Raw genomic sequence first — 14,096 nt, forward strand, 5'->3', positions numbered from 1 at the left:
ACGGGGCGGTGCGCCGCGGTCCGGCGTGGGGGCGGGTCCCCGGGAGGCTCCCGCGCGGTCGGCGGCACGGCCACTGTACGCGGGCCGCCGCGGGTGCGTCAGGCCGTGAGCGGGGCCAGGACGTCCCAGCCCAGGCGCAGGATCAGCGCCGCGACCACCGCGAGGAACACCACGCGGATGAACCCGGTGCCGCGGGCGATCGCCATGCGCGCGCCGACGTAGCCGCCCGTGAGGTTCGCCAGGCCCAGCAGCAGCCCCAGCCCGAGGACGGCGTGCCCGGCCGGGAGGAAGAAGGCCAGCGCCCCGAGGTTGGTGGCGAGGTTCACGATCTTCGCCTTGGCCGAGGCCTGCAGGAAGTCGTAGCCCAGCAGCCCGACCAGGCCCAGGATCAGGAAGGTGCCGGTGCCGGGGCCGAGCACGCCGTCGTAGAAGCCGACGACGGCGCCCACCGCCAGCGCCCGCGCCGCGTGGGCGGCGCCGGCGTGGCGCAGGCCCTGGACCAGGCCCATCCGCGGACGCAGCGCCGTGACCGCGAAGACCGCCACGAGGGCCACGAGGATCACCGGGCGGATCACCGCGGCGGGCAGCACCGTGGCCACCACGGCCCCGCCCAGGCTGCAGACCAGGGCGACGCCGGCCATCGGCAGCGCGGTGCGCAGGTCCGGGCGCACGCGGCGCGTGTAGGTGGCCGCGGAGACCGCCGTGCCGAACACCGAGCCCATCTTGTTGGTGGCCAAGGCCTGGACCGGGCTCAGCCCGGGCACCAGGAGCATCACCGGCAGCTGCAGGAGGCCGCCGCCGCCCACCACCGCGTCGATCCAGCCGGCCGCGAACCCCGCGAGGAGCACCAGCAGCACGAGGCCGAGGGTGAGCTCGACGGGTCCGAACAGGTCCATGGGGGAAGACTAGACGGGCCCGGGGGCACCGGGGACGCCGCCGGCCCCGCGACGCGCGTCGCGGGGCCGTCGGGACGGTGCGGGGTCAGTCCTGCGGGCGGACGACGGCCAGGACCTCGGCGGCCGCGGAGTCCACGCGGATCGGGCGTGCCTGCCCGGTGGCGCGGTCCTTGAGCTCGAGCTCGCCGTCGGCCAGGCCGCGGCCGACGACCACCGCGGTGGGCACGCCGAGCAGCTCGGCGTCCTTGAACTTCACGCCGGGGCTGACCTTGGGGCGGTCGTCCACGAGCACGGTCAGGCCCTCCGCCTCCAGCTCCGCGGCCAGCGCGAGCGCGGCGTCCACGCCGTCCTCGCCCTTGGTGGCCACGACCACGTGCACGTCCGCCGGGGCCACCGCGCGGGGCCAGACCAGGCCCTTCTCGTCGTGGTAGCGCTCGGCGATCGCGGCGACGGCGCGGGTGACGCCGATGCCGTAGGAGCCCATGGTCACCACGACCTGCCTGCCGTTGACGTCCAGCACCTTCAGGTCCAGGGCCTCGGCGTACTTGCGGCCGAGCTGGAAGATGTGGCCCATCTCCATGCCGCGGCGGGTGTGCAGCGGGCCGGAGCCGTCCGGGGCGGGGTCGCCCTCGCGCACGGCGGTGGCCTCGAGCACGCCGTCCCAGTGGAAGTCGCGCCCGGCCACGAGGCCGAACACGTGCTGCTGGTCCGCGTTCGCTCCCGTGATCCACACGGTGCCGGGGGCGATGCGCGGGTCCACGAAGAAGGGCAGCCCGGAGACGGAGCCCTCGGCGCCGAGCACGGGGGTGCCCTCCACGGCGCCCGCGGCGCCCGGGCCGATGTAGCCCTTGACGAGCGCCGGGTGCTTCGCCAGGTCCTCGGCGGTGGCGGCCTCGAGGGTCGGCTCGCCGACCAGCCCGAGGGCCGGGCCCGCGGTCGCCTCGAGGCGCTTGAGGTCCACCTCGCGGTCGCCCGGGACGGCGACGACGAACAGCCGGCGCTCCCCGCCCTCCACGACGGCGGCGACCACCACGCACTTGAGGGTGTCCGCGGCGGTCCAGGGGGCGCCCTCGCGCGGGTTCAGCCCGTTGGCCACGTCCACGAGCGCGGCGATCGTGGTGGAGGCGGGGGTGTCCTTCACCTCGGCGGCCGGCAGCGCGGCCATGGCCTCCTCGGACAGCGGCTCCGGGGCGACGGTGGTGACGGCTTCCACGTTGGCCCGGTAGCCGCCGTCGGACTCCACGAAGGTGTCCTCGCCGACCTCGGTGGGGTGCAGGAACTCCTCCGAGCGGGAGCCGCCCATGGCGCCCGAGGTGGCCTTGACCGGCACAACCTCCAGGCCGAGGCGCTCGAAGATGCGCAGGTAGGCGGCGCGGTGCGCGTCGTACGCCTCCTCCAGGCCGGCGTCGTCCACCGTGAAGGAGTAGGAGTCCTTCATGACGAACTCGCGGCCGCGCAGCAGGCCGGCCCGCGGGCGGGCCTCGTCGCGGTACTTCGTCTGGATCTGGTAGAGGTACGCCGGCAGGTCCTTGTACGAGGAGTACAGGTCCTTCACCAGGAGGGTGAACATCTCCTCGTGCGTGGGGGCCAGGAGGTAGTCGTTCGCCTTGCGGTCCTGCAGGCGGAAGAGCCCGTCGCCGTACTCGTCCCAGCGGCCGGTGGCCTCGTAGGGCTCGCGCGGCAGCAGCGCCGGGAAGTGCACCTCCTGGCCGCCGATGGCGTCCATCTCCTCGCGGACGACGGCCTCCACCTTGGCGAGCACCTTCAGGCCCAGCGGCAGCCACGTGTAGATGCCCGGGGCCGCGCGACGGATGTAGCCGGCGCGCACGAGCAGCCGGTGGCTGGCCACCTCGGCGTCGGCCGGGTCGTCCCGCAGGGTCCGCAGGAACAGGGTGGACATGCGCAGGGGCATGGGTGGGCCTCCTTCGGGCGCCGGGGGTGTGCGCGGCGGTCGTGCGGCCGCGCCGTGGTGGCCCGATCCTATCGGCCCGCGCCCGGGCGGGGCGGCCCGCCGTCAGTACAGGACGGTGGCGAACGTGCCCGCCTGCTCGAACCCCACCCGCGCGTAGGTGCGCAGCGCCGGGGTGTTGAACGCGTTGACGTACAGGCTCACCAGCGGGGCGCGGCGGGCGATCAGCCGGACGGCCTCGGCCATGGCGGGGGCGGCGAGGCCGCGCCCACGGTGCTCCGGGTGGAGCCACACGCCCTGGATCTGGGCGCAGCGGGAGGACAGCAGCCCGATGTCCGCCTTGAACAGCACCCCGGAGGTGGGGTCCCCGACCACGGGACGGCCCGGGGCGTGCATGACCCGGCCGTCGGCCACCATGCGCCGCACCCGGTCCCGGTACTGGGCGGCACCGGTGAAAAACGGGGAGAAGCCCAGCTCCTCCTCGAACATCGCGGCGCTGGCGGGCAGGACCGCGTCCAGGTCCTCCGGGGTGGCGGGGACGACGCCGACGCGCGGGCCCGCCCCGTCCGCGGACGCCAGGCCCCCCTGTCCCAGCACGAGCAGGGGCTGGTCCTCGCGGACCGCGCGGGGACGGTGGCCGGCGGCGCGCAGCGCCGCGCCGATCGGCAGCACCGTGCCCGCGGGCCCGTACACGGACGCGAACCGGCGGCGCAGGGAGACGACGGCGGCCGCGAGGGCGGGGACGTCGTCGTCGTGCCCGGCGACGGGGACCACGGTGGAGCCCACCCACACGGCCGAGCGCAGCGCACCGGGCCGGTCCGGGTCCGCCACGCCGAGGAACAGGGTGCCGTCCGCTCCCCCGCGGGGCCCGGCCAGGCGACCGGCCTCGAGGACCGACTCCACGTAGACGTTCACCGCAGGGTCCCGCACGGCCAGGGCGGCGAGCGCGGGCGTGTCCGCGTCGCTCAGGAGGCGGACGCGCCCGTCGGTCGCGGCGCGGACGTCCCGGTCAGTGGACGGAGACCGTCGGGGCACCGGCGGCAGGCGCATCGTCGCCGTCCTCCTCGATCCCCATCTCCGCGGCGATGCGGCGGGCCTCCTCGATGAGGGTGTCCACGATCTGGTCCTCGGGGACGGTGCGGATGACCTCGCCCTTGACGAAGATCTGGCCCTTGCCGTTGCCGGACGCCACGCCGAGGTCGGCCTCGCGGGCCTCGCCCGGGCCGTTCACCACGCAGCCCATGACGGCCACGCGCAGGGGGACGGTGACGTCCTTGAGGCCCTCGGTGACCTCCTCGGCCAGGGTGTACACGTCCACCTGGGCGCGCCCGCACGAGGGGCAGGAGACGATCTCCAGCTTGCGCTCGCGCAGGTTGAGGGACTGCAGGATCTGCAGGCCCACCTTGATCTCCTCGACCGGCGGGGCGGAGAGGGAGACGCGGATGGTGTCCCCGATGCCGCGGCCCAGCAGGTAGCCGAACGCCGTGGCGGACTTGATGGTGCCCTGGAAGGCGGGGCCGGCCTCGGTGACGCCGAGGTGCAGCGGCCAGTCGCCCTGCTCGGCCAGCAGCTCGTAGGCGCGGGCCATGATCACCGGGTCGTTGTGCTTCACGGAGATCTTGAAGTCCTTGAAGCCGTGCTCCTCGAACAGGGAGGCCTCCCACACGGCCGACTCCACGAGAGCCTCCGGGGTGGCCTTGCCGTGCTTCTGCAGCAGGCGCGGGTCCAGGGAGCCGGCGTTGACGCCGATGCGCAGCGAGGTGCCGTGCTCGGTGGCCGCCTGCGCGATCTCCTTGACCTTGTCGTCGAACTTCTTGATGTTGCCCGGGTTGACGCGCACCGCGCCGCAGCCGGCCTCGATGGCGGCGAACACGTACTTGGGCTGGAAGTGGATGTCCGCGATCACGGGGATGGTGGACTGCTGGGCGATGATCTTCAGGGCATCCGCGTCCTTGTCCGTGGGGCAGGCCACGCGCACGATGTCGCAGCCGGCGGCCGTGAGCTCGGCGATCTGCTGGAGCGTGGCGCCGATGTCATGGGTCTTCGTGGTGGTCATGGACTGCACGGAGACCTGGTGCTGGGAGCCCACGCCCACGCGCCCCACCTGGATCTGCCGGGTGGGCCGGCGGGGGGCCAGCACGGGCGGCGGGGCGGACGGCATTCCAAGGCTCACAGGCACGGGGGCGCTCCTCACGAGGGGTCGGGGACGGCGGCGCGGCCGCCGGACGTCCCGCCCATTCTAGGCGCCGGGGACCGCACCCCTGCGGGCGGGCCCCCGGCGCGGTGTCACTGGTAGGACACGAACCAGGGCTTGGGCTCGACCTCGAAGGTCTCCTGGGGGGTGAACGTGGGGGTGTCCTCGTCGATGAAGTTCTTCCACCCCATGGAGAAGTGCTCCGGCAGCTCCTTGAGCAGCCACTTCCACGTGTTGAACTTCAGCTCCGGATGGCCGTGGCCGTCCGCGTGCAGGACGAACGCGAGCCCCTCGCGGTCCACGATCTGCTCGCGCTGCTCGATCATGGTCAGGCGGAACTGGTGCAGCATGAAGACCTTCTCCGGGAGGGACTCCCGGGCCACCAGGTCGGCCAGCCACGCGCTGGTGTCGTTGACCTCGGCGGCGGTGACCTGCCCGATGTCCCGCATGTGCTTCTGGCCCTCGCGCAGGCGCCACTCCGGGTCCAGGGCGAGGCCCACATGGGGCAGCACGAGCAGGTCCTCGATGCGCTTGGCCTGCGTGAGGAAGTCCTCGAAGCCGGTCTGCAGGTCCAGCACCACGTGCACGCCGGCCTCGCCCGCACCGGTCACCCACTCCTCGAGCCGCTTCCGGTCCACCGGACGCGAGTACGCCCCCTGCGGGCCGGGGTCGGCGGTGGCCATGGTGGTGATCATCTCGAACGCCGGCTGCACCGGCTCCTCCGAGAAGGGCTGGTAGGACGCCGCCAGGTCCTTGACCCGGTCGATGCTCGCCTGCAGGTCCTGCTCGCCGAGCAGGCCCAGGCCGGGCACCCCGGGGGTGCCGTAGAGCGCCACGAGGCGACGGGCGGGGAACAGGGTGCGGCCGCCGCCGGGCAGCTCGGCCTCCGCGGGGGTGGGGCTGGGGGTCGGGGCGGTGGAGGTGGCGGAGCCCTCCGGCGTGCCGGGGACGGCACCCGACCCGGCGGCCTCGGCCGCCGGCTCCTCGTCCGCTCCGCAGCCGGCGAGCGCGACCGTCAGCCCTCCCAGGCCCAGCAGGGCCTCTCGACGGGACAGGGCACGGCGCATCGGACGCAGGGAAGGCGATTCTGACATGCGGCGAATCTACGACATCCAGGTCACGCTCAGGTCACAGGAGGACTCCTCGGCGCGCCGTCGTCTGGGCGTCAGAAGAGGCGCACGGGCTCCACCACGTCCGCCACGATCAGCAGCACGCCCATGCCCAGCATGAGCGCACCGACCGCGTACGTCAGCGGCAGCATCACGGCCAGGTCGAAGGGACCGGGGTCCGGGCGGCCCCGCAGCCGCGCCCACCACCGCCGCAGGCCCTCGTACAGGGCGCCGGCCACGTGCCCGCCGTCCAGCGGCAGCAGCGGGATCAGGTTGAAGACCATCAGGGCCACGTTGACGCCGGCCACGAGGGAGAGCATCAGGGCGGCCTTGTCCGCGAGCGCCACGGAGTCCAGGGCGGCGGCCTCACCGGCGATCCGCCCCACGCCCACCACGGACATCGGCCCGTTAGGGTCCCGCTCGGCGGGCGTGACGACGGCGACGGCGGTGTCCCACAGCCGCTGCGGCAGCACGAGGATCACGTCCGCCACGGCGGCGATCTGGCGCCCCACGGTGGGGACCGCCTCCCACGCCGGGAGCCGGACCGTCTCCTGCCGTGACCCCAGGCCGATGAACCCGACCGGCTCCGTGCGGACCCCGCCGTCGGCGGCGCGCTCGGGCACGCCGAGGGCGTCGGTCACGGGGCGCTCCGTCAGGCGGGGGGTGAGGGTCGACTCGATCCGCTCCCCGTCCCGCTCCCACACGATCGGGGTGGGCTGCCCGGCGCGCTCGCGGATGGCCGCGGAGAGCGCGTCCCAGCCGGCCACGTCCTCCCCCGCGAAGGACACCACGGTGTCCCCGGGGCGCAGGCCGGCGGCGTAGGCGGGGGCCACGGGGTCGCCCTCGCGGCAGGCCTCCGGGTCCTCACCGGCCGCCTCCCGGGCCTGGCGGTCCGGAGCGGCGACCACGCAGCGGTACACCTCGGCCGCGGTGGTGGAGGGCTGGGAGACGCCGAACGCGCTCACCAGCACGCCCGTGAGGGCGAGGGCGATCACGAGGTTCATGAACGGCCCGCCGAGCATGATCACCACGCGCTTCCACACCGGCAGCTGGATGAACTGCCTGCCCTCGTCCGCGGCGGTGAGCTCGGCGGCGGCCTGGGCGCGGGCGTCGTCGGCCATGCGCCCGGCCCGGGCGAGCATCCCGGTGGAGCCGGTGCGCGCGACGGTCCCACCCGTGGGCGGGGGCAGCATGCCCACCATGGCGACGTAGCCGCCCAGCGGGACGGCCTTCACCCCGTACTCGGTCTCCCCGCGGCGCCACGAGGCCACCGTGGGCCCGAAGCCCACCATGTACTGGGTGACGCGCACGCCGAACGCCTTGGCGGGCACCAGGTGCCCCACCTCGTGCAGGGCGATGGACAGGGCCAGGCCGAGGGCGACGACGAGCACGCCGCCGAGGGACCACAGGGCGTCCACGGCGCTCACCAGCGGCCGCGCGCGGCGCGGCGGGCCCAGTCCTCGGCGGCCAGCACGGCCTCCACCGTGAGGTCCACCGGGTCCTGGCCGGCCGCCGCGAGGACGTCCTCGGGCCGGTACTCCCCCAGGACGGCGCGCACGGTCTCGAGGATGCGGTCGAAGCGGATCGCGCCGTCGTGGAAGGCGTCCACGGCCTCCTCGTTGGCGGCGTTGAACACGGCCATGTGGGTGGCCGAGGCGCCCGCGGCCTCCTTGGCCAGCGCGACGGCGGGGAACGCCTCCTCGTCGAGGGGCTCGAAGGTCCACGTGGCCGCCTGCGTCCAGTCGCAGCCGGGGGCGGCGTCGGGGACGCGCTCGGGCCAGCCGATGCCCAGCGCGATCGGCAGGCGCATGTCCGGCGGGGAGGCCTGGGCCAAGGTGGAGCCGTCCGTGAACTCGACCATGGAGTGCACCACGGACTGCGGGTGGACCACCACGTCGATCCGCTCGAGCGGGACGTCGAAGAGCAGGTGCGCCTCCACCACCTCCAGGGCCTTGTTCACGAGCGAGGCGGAGTTGGTGGTCACCACCCGGCCCATGTCCCACGTGGGGTGGGCGAGGGCCTGGGCGGGGGTGACCTCGCGCAGGCGCTCTGCGGAGAACCCGCGGAACGGGCCGCCCGAGGCGGTGAGCACGAGGCGGCGGACCTCGTCCGCGGTGCCGCCGCGGAGGGCCTGCGCCAGGGCCGAGTGCTCCGAGTCCACGGGCACGAGCTGCCCGGGGGCCGCGGCGGCCTTCACGAGGGCGCCGCCCACAATCAGCGACTCCTTGTTGGCCAGCGCGAGGCGGTGCCCGGCCGCGAGCGCGGCGAGGGTGGGGCGCAGGCCGATCGAGCCGGTGATGCCGTTGAGCACCGTGTCCGCGCCGGCCCACGCGGCGATCTCGGTGGCGGCCTCGGGGCCGGTGACCACGTGCGGGCGGGGGTCCGGCAGGCCCAGGCGCGCGGCGGCGTCGGCCAGGGCGGCGCGCAGCTCCTCCGGCGTGCCGGAGGCCGCACCGACCGCCTCGACGTCGAACCGCACCGCCTGCTCCGCGAGCAGGGCGGTGTTGGCCCCGCCGGCCAGGGCCACGGCGCGGAACCGCTCCGGGGACCGGGCGATGACGTCCAGCCCCTGGGTGCCGATCGAGCCGGTCGAGCCGATCAGGGCGACGCGGCGGGGCTCGGGGGCCAGGCCGGCGTCGGCGTGGCGGGAATGCGTGAAGTCGGTGAGGGATCCGTGGGTCACCGGGCCATCATGCCAGCGCCGCCTGGACGCGGGCCGGGGCCGCGGACGGCCCCGGGGACGGCGAGGGCCCGCCGGCCCCGCCGGTGAGGGCGGGACGGGCGGGCCCGTCGTCGTGGGGCGTCCGCGGGCGGACGCGCCGGGATCAGTGCTGGACCGGCTTCTCGGCGCCGACGCCGGTGAGCGAGCGCACCTCCATCTCGGCCTGCTTGTCCGGGTCCTCGGCCTCGTGGGAGGTCACGGAGCCCAGCCAGCCGAGGAAGAAGGCCAGCGGGATGGACACGATGCCCGGGTTCTTCAGCGGGAAGAGGGCGAAGTCCGCGCCCGGGATCATCGAGGTCTCCGCCCCGGACATCACCGGGGAGAAGATGATCAGCACGATCGCGGAGATGAGGCCGCCGTACATGGACCACACCGCGCCGCGCGTGGTGAAGCCCCTCCAGAACAGCGAGTACAGGATGGTCGGCAGGTTCGCCGAGGCCGCCACCGCGAAGGCGAGGGCCACGAGGAATGCGACGTTCTGGCCCTGCGCGGCGATGCCGCCGACGATCGCGAGGACGCCGATGACCACCACCGTGATCTTGCCGATCCGGACCTCCTCGGCCGGGGTGAGCGGCTTCTTGGCGATCACGGAGCCGTACACGTCGTGGGCGAAGGACGCCGCCGCCGTGATGGCCAGGCCCGCGACCACCGCGAGGATCGTGGCGAAGGCCACCGCGGAGATCAGACCCAGCAGGATGGAGCCGCCGAGCTCGAACGCCAGCAGCGGGGCCGCCGAGTTCACTCCGCCCGGGGCCGCGAGGATGCGCTCCGGGCCGATCAGGGCGCCGGCTCCGGTGCCGAGCACGAGGGTGAAGAGGTAGAACGCGCCGATCAGCACGATCGCCCACACCACGGACTTGCGGGCCTCCTTGGCCGTGGGCACGGTGTAGAAGCGCATCAGCACGTGCGGCAGGCCGGCGGTGCCGAGCACCAGGGCCAGGCCGAGGGACAGGAAGTCCAGGCGCGTGGTGAAGTTCTTGCCGTACTGCAGGCCGGGCTCGAGGATCGCCTCGCCCTGGGGGTTGAGCTCGACGGCGGCGCCCAGCATGCCGTTGAAGTCGAAGCCGAACAGGGCCAGCGACCACACGGTCATGATGCCGGCGCCCGCGATCAGCAGGATCGCCTTGATGATCTGGACGTAGGTGGTGCCCTTCATGCCGCCGATCAGCACGTACACGATCATGAGCACGCCGACGACGATGATCACGAGCGCCTGGCCCGTGCGGTCCGTGATGTTCAGCAGCAGGGCCACGAGGCCGCCGGCGCCGGCCATCTGGGCCAGGAGGTAGAAGAGGCAGACCGCCATGGTGCCGAAGGCGGCCGCGATGCGCACCGGCTTCTGGCGCAGGCGGAAGGACAGCACGTCGGCCATCGTGAACTTGCCCGTGTTGCGCAGCAGCTCGGCCACGAGCAGCAGGGCCACGAGCCACGCCACGAGGAAGCCGATCGAATAGAGGAAGCCGTCGTAGCCGTAGAGGGCGATGGCGCCGACGATGCCGAGGAACGACGCGGCCGAGAGGTAGTCGCCCGCGATGGCGGTGCCGTTCTGGGTGCCGGAGAAGCCGCGGCCGCCGGCGTAGTAGTCCGCCGAGGAGCGGCTGGTCTTCGACGCGCGGATCACGATCACCAGGGTGACCACCACGAAGGCCACGAAGATGCCGATGTTGACCAGGGGGTTGCCCACCGTGGCCGTGGCCGTGGTCTGGAGCAGGGGCAGCGATGCGCTCATCGGGTGGCCTCCGGGGTCTCAGGGCCGGCGACGGCCTCGCGCTCGAGGCGCTCGCGCAGGGCGGTGGCGCGCGGGTCCAGGACGCGGTTGGAGAAGCGGACGTAGGCGAACGTGATCGCGAACGTGGTGACGAACTGCAGCAGCCCGAGCACGAGCCCCAGGGTGATGTTGTCCCACAGGCGGATCGCCATGACCTGGGGGACGAACGCCCCCATGATGACGAACAGCAGGTACCAGACGAAGAACGCCACGGTCATGGGGAAGGCGAAGGAGCGGTGGGTGCGGCGGAGCTCGACGAACTCCTCCGAGCGCTGGGCGGCGCGGAACTGCTCGGCCGTCGGCGACGGCGGAGCGTGTTCGGTGGATGACATGGGTGCCTCCGAGGGGTGGGTGCGGGGACACCGTGACCGGGATCACAGTGAGGGTGATCACACTCTGCGTCCTCGGCGGGCTCAGGTCAAGGGGGGCTGTATACAAAGCCCTGGATGACGTCTGCTTGACGCGCCGCGCCCCTCCGCACGGCCCGGATCATTCCGACGCCGACGCCCCGCCCCCCTCGGCACGCGCCAGGACCGCATGGGCCTGGACCAGGACGACCTCGTCCACCATCGCCCCGTCCAGCGCGAAGGCCCCACGGCGACCCCGGGCGGCCGCCAGCACCCGACGCGCCCGGTCCACCGTCTCCGGTGCCGGCGTGTATGCAGAACGGACCACCGGCACCTGACGTGGGTGCAGGCACACGGTGGCGGCGCAGCCCAGAGCCGCCGCGTCCTCGGCCTCCGCGGCCAGCCCCTCGACGTCCGCCAGGTCCAGGAACACGGCGTCCCAGGCCGCCACGCCGTGGGCGGCGGCGGCCAGCAGGACGGCCGAGCGCGCATGACGCACCGGCTCACGGTAGGCGCCGTCGGCCCCCCGCGAGGAGGACCCGCCCATCGAGGCCACCAGGTCCTCGGCGCCCCACATGAGGGCACCCACGTGCGGGTGCGCCGCGAGCGCGGGGGCCGCCAGCACCCCGGCGGCGGTCTCGCACAGGGCGGCCACGCGCACCCGACCGCCCAGCGCCGCGACGATCCCGTCCACCTGCGCGGGGGCCTCCGCCTTGGCCAGCATGAGGGTGCGCCAGCCGGTGTCGGCGAGCGCGGCCAGGTCCGCGGCGTGGTCCTGCGTGCCGGCGGGGTTCACGCGCACCACCACGCGCTCCGGGTCCAGGCCCGTCTCCCCGCGCGTGGCCCAGGCCTCGACGACGGCGCGGCGGGCGGCCGGCCGCGCGTCGGGGGTGACGGCGTCCTCGAGGTCGAGGATGACGGCGTCGGCCTTGGCCAGTCCGCCGGCGAACCGCTCGGGGCGGTCGGCGGGGGTGAACATCACGGCCGGGCCGTGCTCCAGGCGGGCGGCGGCGCTCACGCCCCGGCCTCCCGGTGGGCGGCCGCGGTCCACATCAGGCACGTGCGCTGGGCGCGGGCCACCACCGTGCCGTCCTGGGTGGTCCCGGTGTGCGCGAACACCACGATCCGCTGCCCCGGCCGGGAGGAGGACTCCCGGACGGAGAGCACCTCGGTGGCCGTGTACAGGGTGTCCCCCGGGAACACCGGGGCGGGGAAGGAGATCTCCCCCAGGCCCAGCTGCGCCACGAGCGTGCCCTGGGTCAGCTGCCCCACGGACTGGCCCACCATGGTGGCCAGCGTGAGCATCGAGTTCATCAGCGGCCGTCCGAAGGACTGCGTGGCCGCGAACGCGTGGTCCAGGTGCAGGGCCTGGGTGTTCATGGTGAGCGTGGTGAACGCGACGTTGTCCGCCTCCGTGAGGGTCCGGCCAGGGCGGTGCTCGTAGACCTGCCCGACCTCGAGCTCGTCGGCGTAGCGCCCGCGCTGGACGATCGGCTCGGCCACGGCCTCAGAGCCCCAGCTCGCGGGCGATCAGCATGAGCTGCACCTCGGTGGTGCCCTCCCCGACCTCGAGGATCTTGGAGTCGCGGTAGTGGCGGGCCACCAGGGACTCGTTGACGAACCCGTAGCCGCCGAACACCTGCGTGGCGTCCCGGGCATTGTCCATGGCGGCCTCGCCGGAGATCAGCTTGGCCATGGCGGCCTCGGTCTTGAACGGCTTGCCGGCCAGCATCTTCTGCGCGGCCTCGTAGTAGGCCAGACGGGCGGCGTGCGCACGGGCCTGCATGCGGGCGATCTTGAAGGACACCGCCTGGAAGCTGGCGATCGGGGAGCCGAACGAGGTGCGCTGCCTGGCGTAGGCGATGCACTCGTCCACGCAGCCCTGCGCGGCGCCGGTGGCCAGGGCCGCGATCGCGATGCGCCCCTCGTCGAGGATGGACAGGAAGTGCGCGTAGCCGCGGCCGCGCTCGCCCAGGAGGTTCTCCTCCGGGACGACGGCGTCCTTGAAGTGCAGCGGATGGGTGTCCGAGGAGTTCCAGCCGACCTTGTCGTAGGCCTTCCCGACCGTGAAGCCGGGCGTGTCCGAGGGCACGATGATCGTGGAGATCTCCTTGGCCGGGCGCCCGTCCGGGCCCGTGCGCCCCTCGCGCTCGCCGGTGACCGCGGTGACGGTGACGAACCGGGTGATGTCCGTGCCGGAGTTGGTGATGAACTCCTTGGCGCCGTTGACGCGCCAGGACCCGTCCTCGAGGCGGGCGGTGGTCTGGGTGCCGCCGGCGTCGGAGCCGGCGCCGGGCTCCGTGAGCCCGAAGCCGGCCAGCGCCTCGCCCGAGGCCAGGGAGGGCAGCCAGCGCTCCTTCTGCTCCTGCGTGCCGAACTTCAGGATCGGCATGGCGCCGAGGGACACCCCGGCCTCCAGGGTGATGGCCACGGACTGGTTGACGCGGGCGAGCTGCTCGAGGGCCAGGGACAGGGCGAAGTAGTCCCCGCCCATGCCGCCGAACTCCTCGGGGAAGGGCAGGCCGAACAGGCCCATCTCCCCCATCTGGGCGACGATCGCGTACGGGAACTCGTGCTTCGCGTCCAGCTCGGCCGAGACGGGCGCGACGACCTCGTCGGCGAACTCCCGGACGGTGTCGGAGAGGAGCTGGTAGTCCTCCTCGAGGGCGGGCAGGGTGCGGTGGGCGGTGCTCATGCGGACTCTCCTTCGGCGGTGGGCGCGGCGGCGGGCTCGACGACGGCGATCAGGGTCTGGGCGGCCACGGACTGGCCGGCGACGACGTGGACGGTGACGGTGCCGGCGACGGCGGCCGTGACGGGGTGCTCCATCTTCATGGCCTCGACGACGGCCAGCTCGGCCCCCGCCTCGACGCGGTCGCCCGAGGCGACCGACACCGCGACCACCGTGCCGGGCATGGGGGTGCGCGCCTCCGGGGAGGCGGCGCCCTCCGGGGCACGACGCGCGGCGGCCGCGGCGCGGGCGGCCTCCACCCGCTCGGCGCGGGTGAGGCGGGCGACGCGCCAGGTGCCGCCGTCGCGGTGGATCCAGGCGGCGGAGGGGTCCGCCGGATGGCCGGCCACGAGCTCGACGCCCGCGAGGGCGGCCGGGTCCTCGTCCGGCTCGGCATCCGCCCGCGGCGGGGTGAGCGTG

Annotated in this window: 13 protein-coding genes; all 13 read right to left on the reverse strand. The window is 74.1% G+C overall.

Features of this window, described 5'->3' with window-relative positions; translation table 11 throughout:
- Positions 1–98 precede the first annotated feature (98 nt).
- Positions 99–896 carry a TSUP family transporter gene (locus Q4D18_RS08305; RefSeq protein ID WP_303127250.1) on the reverse strand — a complete coding sequence of 266 codons (798 nt, stop codon included), beginning with the start codon at positions 894–896 and terminating at the stop codon, positions 99–101.
- A gap of 85 nt (positions 897–981) precedes the next feature.
- The gene (locus Q4D18_RS08310) at positions 982–2,808 is read right to left on the reverse strand and encodes a proline--tRNA ligase (protein WP_303127252.1); all 1,827 of its coding nucleotides are present in this window, start codon (positions 2,806–2,808) and stop codon (positions 982–984) included.
- A 102-nt stretch (positions 2,809–2,910) separates the two neighbouring features.
- Positions 2,911–3,840 (reverse strand): DUF4081 domain-containing GNAT family N-acetyltransferase, encoded by a 930-nt coding sequence (locus Q4D18_RS08315; RefSeq protein WP_303127254.1) that lies wholly within the window; start codon positions 3,838–3,840, stop codon positions 2,911–2,913.
- On the reverse strand, positions 3,815–4,966 hold the full coding sequence (gene ispG / locus Q4D18_RS08320; RefSeq protein WP_303127270.1) for a flavodoxin-dependent (E)-4-hydroxy-3-methylbut-2-enyl-diphosphate synthase: 1,152 nt from the start codon (positions 4,964–4,966) through the stop codon (positions 3,815–3,817). The genes Q4D18_RS08315 and ispG overlap by 26 nt, the downstream gene beginning before the upstream one ends.
- 125 nt (positions 4,967–5,091) lie before the next feature.
- Positions 5,092–6,093, reverse strand: a complete 1,002-nt coding sequence (locus tag Q4D18_RS08325; protein ID WP_303127256.1) for a hypothetical protein — start codon at positions 6,091–6,093, stop codon at positions 5,092–5,094.
- A 71-nt stretch (positions 6,094–6,164) separates the two neighbouring features.
- A complete protein-coding gene (locus tag Q4D18_RS08330; RefSeq protein ID WP_303127258.1) occupies positions 6,165–7,535 on the reverse strand; it encodes an RIP metalloprotease in 1,371 nt (456 codons plus the stop codon).
- Positions 7,532–8,791: a 1-deoxy-D-xylulose-5-phosphate reductoisomerase gene (dxr, locus tag Q4D18_RS08335; protein WP_303127260.1), complete on the reverse strand. Its 1,260-nt coding sequence runs from the start codon at positions 8,789–8,791 to the stop codon at positions 7,532–7,534. The genes Q4D18_RS08330 and dxr overlap by 4 nt, the downstream gene beginning before the upstream one ends.
- Positions 8,792–8,933: 142 nt before the next feature.
- Entirely contained in the window at positions 8,934–10,559 is a 1,626-nt protein-coding gene (locus Q4D18_RS08340; RefSeq protein WP_303127262.1) for a cation acetate symporter, read from the reverse strand.
- Positions 10,556–10,930 carry a DUF485 domain-containing protein gene (locus Q4D18_RS08345; protein ID WP_303127264.1) on the reverse strand — a complete coding sequence of 125 codons (375 nt, stop codon included), beginning with the start codon at positions 10,928–10,930 and terminating at the stop codon, positions 10,556–10,558. The genes Q4D18_RS08340 and Q4D18_RS08345 overlap by 4 nt, the downstream gene beginning before the upstream one ends.
- 157 nt (positions 10,931–11,087) lie before the next feature.
- Positions 11,088–11,924, reverse strand: coding sequence for a CoA ester lyase (locus Q4D18_RS08350; protein WP_303127272.1), 837 nt, complete (start codon positions 11,922–11,924; stop codon positions 11,088–11,090).
- Positions 11,925–11,959: 35 nt separating this feature from the next.
- Positions 11,960–12,448, reverse strand: coding sequence for a MaoC family dehydratase (locus tag Q4D18_RS08355; protein ID WP_303127265.1), 489 nt, complete (start codon positions 12,446–12,448; stop codon positions 11,960–11,962).
- 4 nt (positions 12,449–12,452) lie between these two features.
- Positions 12,453–13,640, reverse strand: a complete 1,188-nt coding sequence (locus Q4D18_RS08360; RefSeq protein ID WP_303127266.1) for an acyl-CoA dehydrogenase family protein — start codon at positions 13,638–13,640, stop codon at positions 12,453–12,455.
- Positions 13,637–14,096 (reverse strand): acetyl-CoA carboxylase biotin carboxyl carrier protein subunit (locus tag Q4D18_RS08365; RefSeq protein ID WP_303127268.1); only part of this gene is annotated, 460 nt, incomplete at its 5' end. The genes Q4D18_RS08360 and Q4D18_RS08365, both read right to left, overlap by 4 nt.

Origin of the sequence: Micrococcus sp. (assembly GCF_030523875.1) — a bacterium.
Lineage (GTDB): Bacteria > Actinomycetota > Actinomycetes > Actinomycetales > Micrococcaceae > Micrococcus.